At 75.6% G+C, this 17,437-nt stretch carries 12 protein-coding genes and 2 tRNA genes; 2 read left to right on the forward strand and 12 right to left on the reverse strand.

What is annotated here, in order from left to right; all coding sequences use genetic code 11:
* Nucleotides 1–372: 372 nt before the first annotated feature.
* Complete coding sequence (locus C0216_RS26370; RefSeq protein ID WP_114057679.1) at nucleotides 373–2,061, reverse strand: glycosyl hydrolase family 18 protein; 1,689 nt, start codon at nucleotides 2,059–2,061, stop codon at nucleotides 373–375.
* Between the two features lie 255 nt (nucleotides 2,062–2,316).
* Complete coding sequence (locus C0216_RS26375) at nucleotides 2,317–3,474, reverse strand: LLM class flavin-dependent oxidoreductase (protein WP_114058929.1); 1,158 nt, start codon at nucleotides 3,472–3,474, stop codon at nucleotides 2,317–2,319.
* A 239-nt stretch (nucleotides 3,475–3,713) separates the two neighbouring features.
* On the opposite strand from C0216_RS26375, the gene C0216_RS26380 reads away from it, so the two are divergent.
* The gene (locus tag C0216_RS26380) at nucleotides 3,714–4,472 is read left to right on the forward strand and encodes an IclR family transcriptional regulator (RefSeq protein ID WP_114057680.1); all 759 of its coding nucleotides are present in this window, start codon (nucleotides 3,714–3,716) and stop codon (nucleotides 4,470–4,472) included.
* A 115-nt stretch (nucleotides 4,473–4,587) separates the two neighbouring features.
* On the opposite strand, the gene C0216_RS26385 is transcribed toward C0216_RS26380, so the two are convergent.
* From C0216_RS26385 to C0216_RS34725, 4 genes are all read right to left on the reverse strand, one after another.
* Nucleotides 4,588–4,661, reverse strand: a tRNA-Lys gene (locus tag C0216_RS26385).
* 84 nt (nucleotides 4,662–4,745) lie between these two features.
* On the reverse strand, nucleotides 4,746–5,366 hold the full coding sequence (locus C0216_RS26390; protein WP_246042894.1) for a lytic polysaccharide monooxygenase auxiliary activity family 9 protein: 621 nt from the start codon (nucleotides 5,364–5,366) through the stop codon (nucleotides 4,746–4,748).
* Nucleotides 5,367–5,760: 394 nt separating this feature from the next.
* Entirely contained in the window at nucleotides 5,761–7,617 is a 1,857-nt protein-coding gene (locus tag C0216_RS34720; RefSeq protein ID WP_246042697.1) for an SPFH domain-containing protein, read from the reverse strand.
* A gap of 833 nt (nucleotides 7,618–8,450) precedes the next feature.
* The gene (locus tag C0216_RS34725) at nucleotides 8,451–9,884 is read right to left on the reverse strand and encodes a peptidoglycan-binding protein (RefSeq protein ID WP_428985500.1); all 1,434 of its coding nucleotides are present in this window, start codon (nucleotides 9,882–9,884) and stop codon (nucleotides 8,451–8,453) included.
* 651 nt (nucleotides 9,885–10,535) lie between these two features.
* On the opposite strand from C0216_RS34725, the gene C0216_RS26410 reads away from it, so the two are divergent.
* Nucleotides 10,536–10,609 (forward strand) — tRNA-Lys (locus C0216_RS26410).
* A 47-nt stretch (nucleotides 10,610–10,656) separates the two neighbouring features.
* Here C0216_RS26410 and C0216_RS26415 read toward each other — a convergent pair.
* The 6 genes from C0216_RS26415 to C0216_RS26440 form a co-directional block, all read right to left on the reverse strand.
* A complete protein-coding gene (locus C0216_RS26415) occupies nucleotides 10,657–11,463 on the reverse strand; it encodes a class F sortase (protein WP_246042699.1) in 807 nt (268 codons plus the stop codon).
* Between the two features lie 10 nt (nucleotides 11,464–11,473).
* A complete protein-coding gene (locus C0216_RS26420) occupies nucleotides 11,474–12,226 on the reverse strand; it encodes a hypothetical protein (RefSeq protein ID WP_114057682.1) in 753 nt (250 codons plus the stop codon).
* A gap of 78 nt (nucleotides 12,227–12,304) precedes the next feature.
* Nucleotides 12,305–13,084, reverse strand: coding sequence for an HAD-IIA family hydrolase (locus C0216_RS26425; protein WP_114057683.1), 780 nt, complete (start codon nucleotides 13,082–13,084; stop codon nucleotides 12,305–12,307).
* A gap of 159 nt (nucleotides 13,085–13,243) precedes the next feature.
* Entirely contained in the window at nucleotides 13,244–14,821 is a 1,578-nt protein-coding gene (locus tag C0216_RS26430) for an alkaline phosphatase family protein (RefSeq protein ID WP_174250465.1), read from the reverse strand.
* A gap of 338 nt (nucleotides 14,822–15,159) precedes the next feature.
* Nucleotides 15,160–15,927, reverse strand: coding sequence for a hypothetical protein (locus C0216_RS26435; protein ID WP_114057684.1), 768 nt, complete (start codon nucleotides 15,925–15,927; stop codon nucleotides 15,160–15,162).
* Between the two features lie 321 nt (nucleotides 15,928–16,248).
* On the reverse strand, nucleotides 16,249–17,403 hold the full coding sequence (locus tag C0216_RS26440; protein WP_114057685.1) for an ROK family transcriptional regulator: 1,155 nt from the start codon (nucleotides 17,401–17,403) through the stop codon (nucleotides 16,249–16,251).
* Between the last annotated feature and the right edge of the window lie 34 nt (nucleotides 17,404–17,437).

The raw sequence follows: 17,437 nt of genomic DNA on the forward strand, positions 1-17,437 counted from the left end.
TCCCAGCAGGTCAGCGCGTGGGACGTCCCACGCTGACCCAGTGCGGCATGCGTCCCTGGACGCGGTGCAGGTTGGCGGAGGACAGTCGTTCCGTCAGCCGGGCCGGCGCCGCAGCGCGCAGCCCGGCCGCACGACGGGACGGCCTGTCGCGCATTCGGGGGAAGCGCGGTCTGGCCGGCCCGTGGCACGGGGGAACGCGTCGGCCCGGCCTCCCGCCAGGAGGCCGGGCCTCGCCGCGCCTTCGCGGGCCCGCCGGACGGCTCCGGCAGCACCGGCCGGTGTCCGCGGTCCGGCGGCCCTTCGGCGCACCGCCGCCCCGCACCCGGGCTGGTGGGTGCGGGGCGGCGGGCCGCTCGGCGCGGGGTGGGGGGATCAGCAGGCGCCGAGGTCCTTCCAGACACCCCATTCACCGGTGGTGCCGGGCTCCTCGTTCTGCGTCCACCACTGGGCCTTCCACTTGCGGCCGTTGTGGGAGACCTCCGTGCCGCCGGTGTAGACCGTGCCGGCCGTGTACGCCGGGAGGGAGCCGCAGCCCGTGGCGGGCGGCGTCGTCGGCGGGGTCGTCGGAGGCGTGGTGGGCGGGGTGGTCGGCGGCGTGGTCGGGGGCTGGGTGGCGCCGCCGAGGGCGTCCGAGATCTGGTTCAGCAGGGTGGTGTTGGCGTCCAGGCCGAGCAGGGAGTACATCATCGCCCCGCCGAGGCCGCGGCTCTTGCCGTAGTCGACGCGGGCCTGGATGGACTTCTGGTTCAGGCCGGTGAAGAACTCGCCGTCCTTGTAGAAGTACGAGGACTTCGACTGGTCGTCCCAGAAGGTGGCCGCCGGGTTGTCGACGATGCCGCCGAGCTCCTTGTAGTGGGCGATGCCGGCCTGCTGGCTGTACTGGCGGGGGCTGGAGCCGCCGGTCGCGGGCTGGGCGAGGCCGCCTGCGGTGCCCGCCGGGACGCCCTTCCAGCCGCGGTAGTAGAACTCGTAGCCCAGCGTCAGCTTGGCGGCGGGGAAGCCGCCTGCGATGCCGTAGGCGGGGTCGCCGTCGATCCAGGCGTCGATGGCGTTCTCGATGCTGTACTTCTCGGTGCCCGGCGCGATCGGGTCGGTCGGGTCGGCCGGCGAGTTCCGCAGCGGCGACTGGTGGTACGTGGGCCCGTCGCCGTCCCAGGCGCCGTGCATGTCGTACGTCATGATGTTGGCGTAGTCCAAGTACTGGCCGATCTTGTCGGTCTCGATGTACTTGATCTTGTCCTGGCCGGCCGGGAGCGCCGCCGTCAGCATCAGCTTCCGGCCGCCGTCGGCGGCGCCGTACTCGTCGAGCTGCTTGCGGAACTCGGCGAGCAGGAGCGTGAAGTTCTGCTTGTCCTCGGGGCCGTAGTGGTTGCCGAGGTGGCCGCCGGAGGAGCCCGGGTACTCCCAGTCGATGTCGATGCCGTCGAAGATGCCGGCCGCGGTGCCGGGGCCGCCGAAGCCGCCCTCGACGGGCAGGTTGCCCTTGATGTACTGGTCGATGCAGGAGGAGACCAGCTTCTTGCGGCTCGCGTCGGTCTTCGCGGCATCGTGGAAGTACTTGGAGTAGGTCCAGCCGCCCAGCGAGATGTTGATCTTCAGGTGGGGGTACTTGGCCTTCAGTTCCTTGAACTGGTTGAAGACGCCCACGATCGGCTGGTCCCACTTGTCGGCGACGCCGTCGACGGAGTCGGCCGCGCTGAAGGACTTCTGGTAGTCGGCGTAGGAGTCGCCCGCACCGTCGCCCGCGTTCGGGTTGTTGTCGTCGCCCGCGGCCTTGTTGGCCATGAAGCAGGTGAGGTCGGTGGGGTGGATGTTGCCGAACGAGTAGTTGATGACGTCCAGCTTGCTCGCGATGCCGCGGGTGTCGAGGTGCTTCGGGTAGAAGGCGTTCCCGTACACGCTCCACTGGTCGTAGTACGCGATGCGGATGTTGCCGCTGCTGCCGGCTGCCGCGGTGGCGTCCGCGGCCTGGGCGGTGCCGAGCCCCGCGAGGCCGGCCACGGCCCCGGCCGCCAGCGCGGCCGTGGCGGCGGCCGCGATGAGGGGTTTACGGATGTGCATGTACTGCCTCCGGGGAAGTGGGGAGGGAGGGCAAGAGGTCCGGGTGGGAGAAGTGATAGCGATCACCGACATCCGCCGTCAATGGTTTGGACCAAAGAAGGACTAGACCATTCGCCAGGCAAATTCCCTCGTCAGAGGCGTGCGGGGGCACGGAAGACCGCTCGCCACCCCGGGTGACGAGCGGTTTAAGGGTGCCTTAGGAAAGGCTGCCGCAAGGTTTCGGCAACAAACCAGCCAAACCCCGTTCGCATGCCGTCAACCGGCCCCCTGCTCCCCCGCCGGCATCCCGTACGCGTCCGCGACGAGCTCGTAGGAGCGCAGCCGGGCCGCGCCGCCGTGCGCGTTCGCGGTCAGCATCAGCTCGTCCGCGCCGGTGCGGGCGGCCAGCGCGTCGAGGCCGGCGCGGACCTCGTCCGGGGTGCCGTGCACGATGTTCGCCAGCCAGCCCTCGGTGAACTCCCGCTCCAGCGGGGAGAAGGCGTACGCCGCCGCCTCCTCCGGGGTGGGGATCAGGCCGGGCCGGCCCGCGCGCAGCCGGAGCATCGACAGCGCGCCCGTGAGCACCTGGGCGCGGGCCGCGGCGGCGGTGTCGGCGGCGAGCGCCGACACGCCGATCACGGCGTACGGGGCGTCCAGGGCTGCCGAGGGGCGGAACGTCTGCCGGTAGAGGTCGAGGGCGGGCAGCGTGCCGGCGGCGGAGAAGTGGTGGGCGTACGCGAAGGGCAGGCCCAGCTCGCCGGCGAGGCGGGCGCTGAAGCCGGAGGAGCCGAGCAGCCACAGCGGCGGCCGGCCGGCCGGCCCCTGCACCGGGCCGGGCACGGCGTGGACCCGGGCGTAGGGGTGGCCGTCGGGGAAGTCGTCGTCGAGGAAGCGGGTGAGCTCCGCGAGGCGGCGGGGGAAGTCGTCGTGGCCCTCCTCGGCCCGGCCGGGGCCGCGCAGGGCGGCGGCGGTCCGGCCGTCGGTGCCGGGGGCGCGGCCGAGGCCGAGGTCGATCCGGCCGGGGGCGAGCGCCTCCAGGGTGCCGAACTGCTCGGCGACGGCGAGGGGGGCGTGGTTGGGCAGCATGACGCCGCCCGAGCCGAGGCGGATGCGGGTGGTGTGCGCGGCCAGGTGCGCCAGGATCACCGCGGGCGAGGAGCTGGCGACACCCGGCATGGAGTGGTGCTCGGCGACCCAGTGGCGCTGGTAGCCGCGGGTTTCGGCGAGCCGGGCGAGGGCGACACTGGTGCGCAGGGACGCGCTCGCGGTGCTGCCGCTGCCGACGGTGACGAGGTCCAGCACCGACAGCGGGACGGGGGCGGTGCCGTACGCGGTGCCCCGGACGGGGTGCGGCGCCGGGACGGCCGCGGGTTCCGGTCCCTGCGCGCCGCCGACCGGGCGGTCCTCCCGTGCGGCTTCCCCGCGGTCACTCATGGCCACTCCCGTCTCCCTCGTACGTCCGTACGGGGAGTCGAACCGGAGAGCGGGAGCGGGCATTCCCGGGGCGGTTGTACTGCCGTGGGGCCCGACTCATGACCTTGGCATATGCCAACGGCGTAGGCCCTGGCGGGAGGGCGTTATCCGGCCACCAATCTCCCCAACAGGCGCTCCCGATGCGCCTCTTGCTGGCTATCGTGGTACGGCAAGCGGTAACGACCTGCTAGGGGGAGACCGTGGCGCTGAAGCCCGAGCCGACCGCGCCGTTCCACTCGGTGCAGTACGCCCTGCGCGTGCTCGAAGCGATCGCCCGCCACACCGGCGGTGTGTCCGACGAGCAGATCGCGCGCGAGACAGGACTGCCTGCGGTCCATCTCGCTCCGATGCTCCTGATGCTGCGCCGCGAGGGGTACGTCCTGGAGGTGTCGGACGGGGCGTATGCGATAGGCGACTCGCTGGTCCTGCTCGGCTCGGGCACGGACCGGCAGCAGGCCCTCCAGGACAAGCTGCAGGAGACCCTCGACCGGCTGCGGGACTCGGTGGGCGCGGCGGTCTACATCAGCCGGTACGTGGACGGCGAGGTGAAGATCACGCAGGTCGCGGACAGTCCGCGCACCCCGAAGGTGCACGAGTGGGTGGACTTCCGCTCCGCGGCGCACGCGAGCGCGGTCGGCAAGTGCCTGCTGACGCAGCTCGACCAGAACGGGCGGCGCGACCACCTGTCCCGGCACAAGATCGCCCGACTGACGTCGAAGACGATCGTGAGCGAGCGGGTCCTCTTCTCGAAGCTCGACAGCCAGCCGGCCACGGTGCCGGTGCTCGACCTCCAGGAGTACGCGCTCGGCACGGTCTGCGCGGCGGTGCCGATCACCGCGGGCGCGTCGGTGGGCTGCCTGGCCCTGTCGATGCCCGTCGAGCACGCGCACCGGCTGCGGGCGGCGGCGGAGACCCTGAACCGGAAGGCCGCGCCGCTGCTGCTGTCGCTCGCCCTGTAGCCCTGGTGACGCGGCTCACGGGAGAGGCCGCGGCGCAAGGAGAGTCCGGAGCGTCAGGAGCGGGAAAACACTTCGGGCGGCTCCCGGTGGAACCGGAAGCCGCCCGAAGGACAGGTGCGCCGCCAGGGACTCGAACCCCGGACCCGCTGATTAAGAGTCAGCTGCTCTAACCAACTGAGCTAGCGGCGCCTGCTGACAGAGAAAATACTACCTGGTCCGCGGGGGTGCTCCAAACCACCCCCGCGGCCGGCCCCTCAGGCGGGCGGTTCCGGTTCAGAACCGGACGTCGGAGCAGGAGTAGAAGGCCATCGGGGTGTCGTGGACGGTCCAGACGGCCAGGATCAGGTGCCGGCCGGTCTTGCCGGCGGGCATGACGCCGTTGTGGACGGTCGTCATCGCGGGCCGGGCCCCGTTGTAGGCGACGGTGAGGAACGGCTGCGACTCCAGGGCGGCGCGGGTGAGCGGCTTGGTGGAGTCCCAGCCGTTCCTGGTGACGTAGTACTTGATGTCGGTGGTGGCGTGGTTGGCGGTGAACTGCCACCGGAAGGCGTAGCCCTGCCCGGAGGTGACCTGGGTGGCGGGCCAGGCACCGCCGCGCGGGTCGTCGAGCTGCGCGAACTCGGGGTGGCCGCCGGCGCATATCGTGCCGTCGGCCGGGCCGGCCGCGGGGAAGCCCTTGAAGCCCTCGACGCTCTGCGGCTCCCACTGGATGGGGCCGCAGTCCGAGACGGTCCGGTTGGCGCAGAGCTTCTGGCGGCTGATCGGGCTGTCGGTGTAGCCGTGGCTGCTGGCGGAGGGCGCGGAGGCGAGGGCGAGCCCGACCACGCCGGCGAGGCCGAGCGCGGCGGCGGAGCCGGCCCGGCCGGAGGGGCGCGCGGGCAGGCGTGAGGGCATGCGGAAGAGACGCATGAGGCGGTGCTCCTTGAACGTGGGGGGGGGGAGGTCCGGGGAGAGAGCGTGCGCACGCGCGGGGAGCGGCCGCGGGTGGGTCCGCGGCCGCACGGGCGGAGTTTTCAGGTCTAGACCAAGTCCCAGATTATTGACGCCACTTGGCCATGTCCAGACCATTGCGCGAACGGATGGTCCGGACCACCGCACCCCGCCCGCGCCCGGTCCGACCTCCGCGCACGGGGAGTCGTACGAGGAGCCGTACGGGCCGGGACGCGGATGCGGGGGCGGCAGGGGCTGTCCGAAAACAGGACACCCGGAGGTACGGCGACGGCCCCGGCGCCGCCTGCGGGGCGGGGCCGGGGCCGGGGCCTTCAGACCGGGTGGCAGCGGGGGCCGGCTACTCGGGGCGGCCGGTGTAGAAGGCGACGGTGAGGTCCTTCACCAGGGCCTTCCGCTCGTAGTCGTCCAGCTCGACCAGGCCCCGCGAGGTCAGCCGGTGGACGGTGTCGTCGACGGCGTCCACGACCGAGGTCAGGACCGTGTCCCGGTGCTTCGCGTCGATCGCCGCCACCCGGCGGCGGCGCATCGCCTCGGCGACCTCGGGGGCGTACTCGATGCGCGTCGGCTGCGCCGAGTACACCTCGATGCCGACCGCCTCGGTCTCGGCGGCGAGCATCCTGGTCAGCGCCTCGCCGACCGCCTCCGTGTCGCGGAGGGTCGGGGCGTCCTCGTGGAAGGCGTCGGCCGGGAGCTGCGACAGCACCCGCGCCATCGCCGCCTCGACCTGCTCGGCGAGGTACTCGGTGTGGTCCTCGACGGCGAGCGCGGCCCGCGCCGTGTCCTTGACCTGCCAGACGACCTGCACGACCACCTGGAGGGCGAGGCCGCCGCAGTCGACGGCGGGCATCGGGTCGCTGCGCCAGTGGCGCAGGCGGACGTCGATCCGGCGGCGCAGGAGGAGGGGGCTCACCCAGGTGAGGCCGGTCCGGCGGACCGTGCCGCGGTAGCGGCCGAACAGGGTGAGCACCCAGGCGTGCCCGACCTTGCCGCGGCCGAGGCCGCCGAGGGAGAGCAGCGCGACGATGCCGAGGAAGGCGAGCGGCGGCCAGTGGGTGGCGCGCAGCCCCTGGTAGGCGCGGGGCGCCGCTCCGAACGCGGCCCCGAACGCGTCCGGCACCGCTCCGGCCCGCCACAGCACGGCCAGGCACCCGCTGAGGGCGAGCCCGCCCACCGCGACGCCGACCCAGCCGGGCAGGACGGGCCCCCGGTGCTCCCGCAGCCGGTCGTCGCCTTGCGGCACCCGCCGCCCCGGAGCCGGCCGCGGCACGGCGCGCCGGGCGGGCCGGCCCGGCGCGGCGGCCGGGGTGCCGGCGGTGAGGGTGCGCGGCTCGGCGGGGAACGGCAGGTGCACCGGCACCGCGGTGACGTCCACCCCGCGGGCCGCGGCGGAGGCGCTGCCCTGCGCCGGTTCGCCGCCGTCCTCGATGCCGCGGGCCACGGCCCGCGAGACGATCTCGACGACGGAGCCCCGGACCGCGGCCACGCCGTCTCCTTCCGCTTCCGCCCCACCGGTGGCTGCCTCGCCGCCGCCGGCCGACGGGCCTGGCACGCCGACCGGCCTGTCCGCGATGCCGGCCACACCGTCGGCGCCCTCCGCCGTGTACGGGTCCGGCTCGTCGGTCGGGTCCGCCTCGTGCGCGCCGGGCCTCCCGCCCGAGGTGCCGGGCTCCGCCGCGAGGCCGGGCGTACCGTCCCGCGATGCGCCGTGCGGTCCGGAGGGAGCGTCCTTGTCCGCGGCCTCGGTCGCGGCGGCGGGCGGTGCCGCCTGCGGGTCGGGGGCGGTTGCAGGGTGCGGGATGTCCAGGGTCGCGGTGGCCGGTGCGTCGGGCGCCCCTCCCTTCTCGCCGCCGGAGGCCGTTCCGCTGCCGTCCGCGGCCGCGGCCGACGCGTGGCCGGGCTCGGTGCGGGCGGCGGGGACGTCCCCCAGGGCGGTGTTGCCGGCGGTCCGGCCGTTCGGCAGGAGGATCTCCCGAGCCGTCAGGACCATGGCAGCCGGCACCCCGGCGACCCACCGGGAGCGCACCGGTGCCGACGCGACGGCGACCCGGGCGGCGGGGCCGATGTACAGCCGGGCCTGCGCCACAGCCGCGGCCGCGGCGACCGCCGAACCGGCGGTCGGGCTCGGCGCGTGCCGGCCCGCCGGCGAAGAGGGCCCGGCCGGGTCCGCGTACGGGGAGACTCCCGCTGCCGGCAAGGCCTCCGGGCGGGCCGGGGCCGGTCGGGCCGGGGCCTCCGCCGGGCGGTGGCCGGACCGCGCAGGTCCCGCACTTGGGCCCGCATACAGGGAGGCCGCCCCTGCCGGCACGGCCTCCGGGCGGGCCGTGGGCCGGGCGGACGGGTCGGACGGGCCGGCCCCGGCCGGGCGGAGGCCGGACGACGCGGGCGCGGGCGTGCCCGGCTCGGCGTACAGAGCAGTGGGGGGCGCCGCCGGCACGGGGGCCGGCCGGGCCGGCGGGTCCGTCGGGCGGGGGCCGGGCGGACGGGTGCCGAGCGCAGGCGCCGGCACGGCTTCCGGGCGGGTGGCGGGTGGCTGCGGGCGGAGGTGCGCTCCGGGCGGAGCCGCGGCGGGGATCGGCCCGTCGCCCCGTCCGGGGGCCTGTGCGCGGGCCGGGGCCGCTGCCGGAGGCCGGGCGGACGGGAGTTCCGGGCCGGGCGGGGCCTCTGGCGGGGGACCGGCCGGAAGCGGTCCTGCTGCCGCGGTGTCCGGGGTCGGCGGGTCGGCGGTCGGGGCGGACACCGCCGCGGCCGGGGCCTGGACCCCTGGTGCTCCGGAGGCCCGGGCCCCGCGGTCCGGGGCCGGCACGGCGGTCAGGGCCGTCGCCGCGGCGCCGGCCGAAGCCGGGGGCGGCGGGTCCGTCGGGAGCAGGGCCGCCAGGCCGCGGCGGGCGGGCCGGGGGGCCAGGCGCATCGTGCCCGTGCCGTGGACGACGGGGGCCGACGGGGGCCGCGGGCCCCCGGTGGAGACGGGCGGCACGCGGAAGGTGCCGGTGGTGGAGGTGGTGAGCGTCGGGTACATCGTTGCCTCCGTCATGCGAACAACCGCCGCCAGGTCTCCGGGCCCGGGTATCCGTTGGCCGCGGCGCCGCGCCAGCCCTGGGCGCGCTGGAACGCCTCGACGCTGCGGCGGTCGGCCTCGCTCCAGCGGGGGCCGGGACCGGTGGTGTAGTGCTTGCCGAAGCCCTTCTCCACCAGCCGGCGGCCGAGGGCGGCGATGGACGGGTGGGTGGATCCGGGGCGGAACACCGACGCCCCCGGGTAGGCCGGGATCGCGGCTGTGCCGGGGCGGGCGGCACCGCTGCCCGGCCGCGCCGGAGCGCCGGGAGCGCCGGGGGCGGGCGGGGCCGCCGGGGCGGCGGGGCGGGCCGGGGCTCCCGGCCTGCCGGCCTGCGACCCGGCCGGGCCCGGCGCCGGGTCGATGGTCGGGCGGATGTCCTTGCCCCCGCCCTCGACCAGCAGCTGCCAGGTGTGCGGGCCGGGGATGCCGTCGGCATCGGCGCCCGTCCAGCCCTGCGCGCTCTGGAACGCCTGTGTCGCCAGCCGGTCGGCGTCGCTCCACTTCGTGCTCGGGCCCTTGGGGTAGAAGCGGCGGCCGCCGCGCTCGATGAGCATCCGCCCGAGTTCGGCGACGTGCGGGTTGTCCGCGCCCGGCCCGAACATCGCCGCGCCGGGGTACTCCTTCGACGGCGCCGCCGGCTTCGGGTCCGTACCCGGGTCGGGGGCGGCCGGCTCCGGGGCCGGTGGGGTGAGCCCGCCCGTCACCCCGGTGAACCGGTACGGGACGTACTTGGCGGCGTTGTTCCAGTACCCGTACGGGGTCGCCGCCCTCCGCGTGGCCGGGCGGGTCTGCTCGTACGCCGTGTAGTGCGTGCGCGTCTCGTCGACCCAGCCGCCGAAGAGGACGACGTGCGAGCCGTTGGTGGGGTCGGCCGGGTTGTGGAAGAGCAGCATGTCGCCCGGCAGCAGCTCGTCCTTGGTGATCCGGGTCGCGAACTTGTCGAGGCTGCCGGTCCACTCGTTCGAGCCGAGGTTCCAGGCCATGGAGACGTAGCCGGAGCAGTCCTGCCGGTATCCGTCCGTCCAGTACGAGGACATGCTGTACGGGACCTTGGCGTCCAGCCACAGCTTCGCCCGGTTGATGATCGTGGCCCGGTCGATCCTCCGGATCGAGGAGGGCGCACCCGGCGCGCCGCCCGGCTTCGCCGGCCCGGGGCGGCCGTGCAGCGGGGAGCGGTCGCCCTGCGGGGTACTCGCCGGGTCGTCGCGGACGTCCCGGTCCGGGCGTGCGCCCGGGTCGTCGCGGGTGTCCCGACCGGGGCGTGCACCGGGGTCGTCGCGGGCGTCCCGACCGGGGCGGGCGGCTGGGACGTCACCGGGGCGGCCGGGCGCCGTGTCGGGGCGGCGGGCGTCCTTGCCGTCGGGACGGCGGGCGTCCCTGCCGTCGGCAGGCTGCCGGGGCTGCACGGCGTCCGCAGGCCGCGGGTCCGCGGCGGGCCGGGTGCGGGCGGCCTCGGCGGTTCCGGGCCGGACGGCCTCGGCGGTTCCGGGCCGGGTGTCCGCCGTGTCCCCGGTACGGGCATCCGCCGCGGCCCCCGAGCGGATGTCCTCGGCGTCCGCACCGGCCGCCGCGCGGGCCTCGCGGCTCGGGGCCGCCGTGCCCGTCGGGGTGTCGGCGGCCGGGCTGGGGGCTGCCAGCGCGGTCGAGGCCGTGCCGCCGCCGAGTACGACCCCCGCGGCCGTGGCCAGGACGAGCGCCCGGCGTGCGCCCCGGGCGGCCGGGTGGCCGCCGTCCCGGAGCGGTATGGCCCTGGCGCGGGCGAGGGAGCGCCGGCGCTCCGCGCAGCCCGGGCAGCCGCAGTCGCCTGCGGGCTCGTACTCCTCGAAAACGGGCGTCGGCATCGGCACATGCACCGGGGGCTGCATCGTCATGCGGTTCCGTCCACTCCCCTGCTCGTGGCTGATCGGGGCCGCCGCATATCTGTCGGGGCGTCAGATTCGGCTCGACCCAGACATATCGTGCACGATAAACCACTCAAACATGGGCTAATCGGACAAGGTGGGCGCGGCTGGTCATGACCACCCCTGGAGGTGGGGTAAAGTTTTCCCTGTCAGCAGGCGCCGCTAGCTCAGTTGGTTAGAGCAGCTGACTCTTAATCAGCGGGTCCGGGGTTCGAGTCCCTGGCGGCGCACGACAAGGGGAAGCCCCTCGCAGTGAGAACTGCGAGGGGCTTCTTCGTCATACGCCCCGGCCTCCCGGCGGCCCCACCGGGACCACCGGCACCGCCCGATGCCCGGGCGCACCCGCCGCGCCCGCGGCCCCCGCCGCTCCCGGGCCCGGATTCGCACCCGTACGGCCGCGCGGCCCTGCTCCGCCCGGGGGCGTGGCGGCGGCGCGGCCGGTCAGGTACGCCGAGACCACCACGTTCGCCGTGTACGTGCCGGCCTTCTGGTCGTACGTGCCCCCGCAGGTCACCAGCCTCAGCTCGGACCGCCCCGGCACGAGCGCGCCGTACGCGCGGTCGGCGTCGAAGCGGGAGCGCTCGTGGACCCGTACGTCCTCGACCGTGAACTCGGCGACCGCCCCGTCGGCCCGCGCCACCCGGACCTTGGCGCCCGGCCGGAGCGTGCTCAGGCCGTAGAAGACCGCCGGCTTCGAGCGGGTGTCGACGTGCCCCACCAGCAGTGCGGCCCCCGCCTCACCCGGCTTCGGGCCCGCGCCCCACCAGCCGACCGTGCCGGGCCGGTCGTACGGCGGCGGGTCGATCGCGCCCTGCGCGTCGAGGCCGCGGGCGACCACGGGGGCCTGTACGCCGAGCGACGGCACGTCGACCCGTACGGGGGCGGACGCCGCGAGCGGGGCGTGCGCCGCGGGCAGGCCCGGCACAGGGTACGCGGCCCCGCCGGACGGCCCCGCGCCCGGCCGGTCCGGCATCCCGGTGATCTCGCGTCCCCACAGCCACAGCCCGAGCACCAGCACCGTCCAGGCGGCGAAGCCGAGCAGGCGCCCGCCGGCGGACCGCCTCGGTTCGGCCGCACCCGTCACCGCCCGGACCTCACTCGCCGCTTCGGCGGCGGCGCAGCACCAGGGCCCGGCCCGCGACGGCCAGGGTTGCCACGGCAGCCAGGACCGCGCCGACCACGGTGTGCGGCAGCCCCGGGCCGCCGTCCTCGCCTTCGCCTTCGCCCTTGCGTGCGGCCGCCGCCTGCCCGGCGATGCGGGACGCGTCGGCGACTTCGGCGGCCATGCCGCCGCCGCCCGCGTGGACCGGGTGGACCGGCGACTTGTGCGCCTCGGGGCGCGTGTCGTGGCCCTGCCCGTGCTCCACGACCTCGACGGAACCGCGCAGCTCGTCCGCCTCGCAGCGGACGGTGACCTCGTGCCGGCCGGGCCGGGCACGCGAGCTGATCATGGCGTCGCCCCACAGGGGCCTGGCGGCGGACCCGGCGGCCTTCGCGGCCTCGTCGGCCTCGTCGGCCTTCTGGGTGCCGCTGGGCTTCTCGACCTTGTCCGTCTTGTCGGCCTTGTCGGCCTTGTCGCTGCCGTGGCCGGCGGACAGGTGGACGTCGGAGACGAAGACGGGGGACTTCGCCACCGCCCAGCGGCCCTTGCAGCCGGTCACGTGCACCTTGACCTGCGCACCGGGCGCCGCCCGGTGCGGATCGACCGAGACGGTCCCGTGGTTCTGCCCGACGGCGGCGGCGGGCGCACCGGGTGCGGCCGTCGCGGCAGCCGCCGCCAGGACCGCGGCCACCCCGCCCGCACGGACCCCACGGCGGACACGTACGGCGATCAGAGCACTGCGCATGGTGAACCTCCTCCCAAGGAGGTTCACGCGCGGCGGCGGGCTCCGCATCCGGAGGGGCCCGCCGCACACCCGAACGGATCAGACGAGATCGACCAGGTCGGCGATGGAGTCGACCGTCTTCGTCGGCCGGTAGGGGAACTTCTCGGTGTCCTCGACCGTGGTCAGGCCCGTCAGCACGAGGAACGTCTGCATGCCCGCCTCCAGCCCGGCCAGCACGTCGGTGTCCATCCGGTCGCCGATCATCGCGCTGGTCTCGGAGTGGGCGCCGATCGCGTTCAGGCCCGTACGCATCATCAGCGGGTTCGGCTTGCCCGCGAAGTACGGGCGCTTGCCGGTCGCCTTCGTGATCAGCGCGGCGACGGCGCCGGTCGCGGGCAGCGGGCCCTCGGTGGAGGGGCCGGTCTCGTCCGGGTTGGTGCAGATGAAGCGGGCGCCCGCGTTGATCAGGCGGACCGCCTTCGTCATCGCCTCGAAGCTGTACGTGCGGGTCTCGCCGAGGACGACGTAGTCCGGGTCGTGGTCGGTGAGGATGTAGCCGATGTCGTGCAGGGCCGTCGTCAGGCCCGCCTCGCCGATGACGTACGCGGTGCCGCCCGGGCGCTGGTCGTCGAGGAACTTGGCGGTGGCGAGCGCGGACGTCCAGATGTTCTCGACGGGGACGTCGAGGCCCATGCGGCTCAGGCGGGCCTGGAGGTCGCGGGGCGTGTAGATGGAGTTGTTCGTCAGGACCAGGAAGGGCTTGCCGGACTCGCGCAGCCGCTTGATGAAGGCGTCGGCCCCGGGGATCGGGGTGCCCTCGTGGATGAGGACCCCGTCCATGTCGGTGAGCCAGGATTCGATCGGCTTGCGCTCTGCCACTGGACTGTTCTCCGCTCTCGGGTGGCCGTTGCCCCTGACCCGGTCCCGGCCGTGCACTGTGGTCTGTACCGCCACCCTAGCGGGGCGGGCGGCGGACGTCCCGGGGCGTCCACGGCGCGGGACGGACGGGGGGCCGACGGGAGGCGGACGGAGGGCGGCTCAGCCGAGGGTGACGTCGTCGACGGCCCAGTACCAGTTGTTGTCGCCGGCGTACCGGAAGCGGACCTGCACGTCGGTGGCGCCCTGCGGGATCCGCAGGGTGACCGCCTCGTTCCGGGCGACGGCGTCGGCCGTGTGGCTCTTCACCAGCACGGGGGCGGCGCCGTTGTAGGAGACGAGCACCTGGGCGGTCTGGCCGGCTTCGTGCCGGTAGTGCGACCGGTAGCGGAGGGTTGCCGTACTGCCGCCGGTGACGGGCCACTTGGGGGTGGCGAGCGTGGAGTCGAAGGTACCGGTGTGGGCCTTGTCGTCCCACTCGTCGGAGTCGGCGACGGCGAAGACGTCGCGGGAGCGTACGTTCAGCTCGCGCCACTGGTCGCGCTGGGACTGCGACCAGAACTCGTCGGTGGCAAAGGCCCATCCGGCCCACTCGGTCGTACCGCCGCTGCCCATGCGGGAGTTGTCTACGGACCAACCGGGCGGCGGGGTGTGCGTGAAGCCCCTCGTGGCGGCCGGGATGCCCGTCTCGTCGACACGGGTGCGGAGTTGGGGGCGCAGCGCGTCGAAGGGGTCGCCGTCGGGGGTGCCGAGCGGTACGCCGTCGAGGCCCGCGACGGAGACGCCGAGGTGGGCGAGGGCGGTGGCGGCGACGTCGACGGCGCGGACGTCGTGGCGGACGGAACCGGCCGGAATCCCGGCGCCCTTGGCGAGGACGAAGGTGCCGCGCTCGGCGGGTCCGGACCCGCCGTGGCCGCCGGACGGGGTGTGCCCGTGGTCGGTGGTGACCAGGATCGTCCAGTTCTCCTGCGCGAGCGTCGGGCGCTGTCCGACGGCGGCCAGGAGCTGTCCCACGAGAGCGTCGACCCGGGCGACCGCGTCCAGGTAGGCCTGGCTCGCGGCGCCGCTGGAGTGGCCGGCGGCGTCGATCTCGCCGAGGTAGACGAACGCGGCGTCGGGGTTCCCGCCGCGCAGCTCGGCGGCCGCCGCGGCGGCGACCTTGGGGTCCTCGCTGCGATAGCCGTCGCGGTCGCCCTTGAGGGAGAGCCGCTTGTCGACCTTCGCGGAGAAGATCGGACCGTTCTGGTCGGTGGAGGTGACCGGCTCCCAGTCGGCGGCCGCATACGTGTTGAGGTGCGGCGCGGAGTTCTCGACACGGGTGAGGAAGTCCGGGTGGGCGGTGTAGTTCTTGCCGGTGAAGGAGTTGTCGCGGACGCCGTGCTTGTCCGGCCACACACCCGTCGCGACGGTCGACCAGCCCGGCCCGGAGGAGGTCGCGGCCATCGGGTTGGCGTAGAGGAGGCTCTCGGCGGTGAGGCCCTGCGCCATCAGGCCCTTCAGATGCGGGGCGGCGGCAGCCTTGACGCGGTCGAGGACGGCGCCGTCGAGGCCGATGACGAGCACCTTGGGCACGGGCGCCGCGGCGGTCCGCGCCGCCGCTTCCCTTGCGGCGGCCTCCGCGGCGGCCTTGGCGGCACCGGGCTCGGCGGCACCGGCGGGGTGGGCGGCGAAGGCGGCGGCGACCAGGGCGGCGGCCGCGGCCGTCGCCGCGGTGGCACGGCGTCCGGACAGCACAGACAACACGTACTCCTCCAGAAAGGCGGGGACGGGGGCGTTTCGAGGGAGCGGGACGGGCCGGTCACACGACGGCCACCCTGCGGGAGCAGGGTGGCCGTCGGGTTACGCGCCCACCACGGCGTACCGTCCTCCACGCGTCCCCGGGCCCATGGGAGCCGGAGACGCGTGAAGGCATGCGGGCACACACCTCCCCCGCAGGACGCCCCCGCACGCCCCGGCACGCACGCCCCGGCGGCGGCACCGGAACACGGCAGCGCGGCGCGGCTGGTGGAGCCGGGCAGAGCGGGTGGCGAGGGCCGGGCGGGTGGCGGGTCAGCGGGAGGCGGGTCAGCGGGAGGCGGTCAGCGAGGCGCGGTGTGCAGGGGCTTGCGGCGCCGGAGGCGGCGGGATGCCAGGAGCAGGGCGGTGCCCGCGGTGAGTGCGGCAGCCGCCGTGGCCGCACCGTGGCGCTCCTGCGGGCCCGTGTGGGCGAGGGAGCCGGCCTGGACGCGGTCCCGCGGGGATTCGACCGTGAAGCGGTAGCCGCCGGCCTCGCCGACCCAGTCGCCGTCGTCGCCGCGCCGCTGGACGACGGCGGCGTCCGCGACGACCTCGCCCGTGGGCGCGTCGGGCGCGAAGGCCAGGTGGACCGTGACGGTCAGGGAGCCGCCGGCCGCAAGGGTGTAGCCGGAGAAGGCGTCGCCGCCGTCGAAGACGGCGATGATCTCGTCGCGGTCGCTCTCCTCCAGGCTGACGGGCAGAGTGCCCTCGGGGGTGTCGAAGTCCATCCGGAGGTGGTCGGCGCGCAGGACGCGCGCCTCGTCCGACAGCACCACGACGGGGTGGATGGCCGTGCACCGGCTCGCGGTGGTGTTGGTCAGGTCCAGGAACCAGCTCTGCGCGCCGCCGCCGGTGCGGTAGACGGACGGGCCGCCGCGGATCCGCGCGCCGATGGGGAAGGCGGTGCTCTTGCCGTCGCCGCAGGTGGCGCGGGCCCGGGAGGGGAGCGCGGGGGCGGGGCGGGCGCCGCTGCCGTTTCCGACGTCCGCCGCGGCGGGCGCTGCGGCGGCGGCCGGGGCGACCACGGCCGCCAGGAGGGCGGAGAGGGCAAGGGCTTTGCGCAGTCGCATGGCTGACCTTCGCTTCGCTGCTCGCCGGACGGGCTGACGGTCGGACGAGGCGACAATCACCACGGCCTGCACCGCACGTTCCCACGCGCGCGATGCAGTGCCGCCAGTGCCGCGCCCGGGCCGACCCCTTTCCGCCTGTTCGGCCCACAGGCGGCCGTCAGGTCCCGGCCGGGAGGCGGTTCCTGACTTGGCGCCGGATCCCGACCGGGCGCCGGCTCGTTCCCGGCCGCCAGGCGTGCCCGGCTGCCAGGGCGTGCCCGGCTGCCAGGGCGTGCCCGGCTGCCAGGTCCTCGGCGGCGCCGGTCTCCTCACCCCCCGCCGTCATGCCGTACGGCCGAACAGCGGCGCCAGGGCCAGTTCCGCCGCGCCCTCCGCCACGCCCGCGCGGGCGGTTGCGACCTCGGGGGCGGGGCCGCCGAAGGCACGGGCGGCCAGGGCTCGCCGGACTCCCGCCGTGAACACCTCCGGCGCCTGCTCCACCACCCGTCCGCCCAGCCACACCCGGTCGGCGTCGAGCAGGGCGACGGCGTTCGCGGCGCCCTCGCCGAGGATCCGGGCCGCCTCGGGCAGGTCCCCGCGGGCCACGGCCGCCAGGCACAGCACCTCGGCACAGCCGCGGCCGCCGCAGCGGCAGGGCGGCCCGTCGAGCAGCAGCACCTGGTGCCCGAACTCCCCCGCGGCGGACCGGGGCCCGCGGTGGACCTCGCCGCCGAGCCGGATGCCCGCGCCGAGGCCGGTGCCGAGGTGCAGGTAGAGGGAGGTTCCGGAGTCGGGGCCGGAGGCGGCGGCGCCCGCGTTGGTGTCCTTGTCCAGCACCACGGGCGGGCCCCAGCGCCGGCTTCCGTCCCCGTCTCCGTCTCCGTCTCCGTTCCCGGGCCGCAGCCGGTCCGCGACGGCCTGCCTCAGCGGGTGCCCCTCCCACTGCGGGTGGCCCGTGACCCGCCCCATCACGCCGGTGCGCCAGTCGAGCGGCCCCGGCGCGGCGAGCCCGACGCCGGCGAGGGCCTGCGCCCCGGCGGGTCCGGCCAGCCGGTGGACGGCGCGGGCGACGGCGGCGGCGACCGCGTCCGGGCCGGCCGCGAAGTCCAGGGGGGTGCGGAGCCGGTCGACGACGGTGCCCGCCAGGTCGACCCGTACGGCATGGAGTTCGTCCCGGTCGGCGTGCACGCCGACCGCGTGCCGGGCGTCCGCGGCGAGCCGCAGCAGGGTGCGCGGCTTGCCGCCGGTGGAGGCGCCGCGGCCGGCGTCCGCGACGAAGCCCTCGGCGCGCAGCCGGGCCGTGATCTTGCTGACGGCCTGCGGGGTGAGGCCCGTACGGGAGGCCAGGTCGGCGCGGCCGAGGCCGGCGGGGCCGGCGGCGCGGAGGAGGCCGAGGACGAGGGCGTCGTTGTGGCCGCGGAGGGCGCCCAGGTTCGCGCCGGGCAGGTTCCGGCTGGTCCTGCTGGTGTCGGTCGGGGTGACGCTGCCTCGTTCCACCAGGCCATTGTCCCCCTTCCTTGCACTTAGGCAA

This window comes from Streptomyces globosus, assembly GCF_003325375.1.
GTDB lineage: Bacteria > Actinomycetota > Actinomycetes > Streptomycetales > Streptomycetaceae > Streptomyces > Streptomyces globosus_A.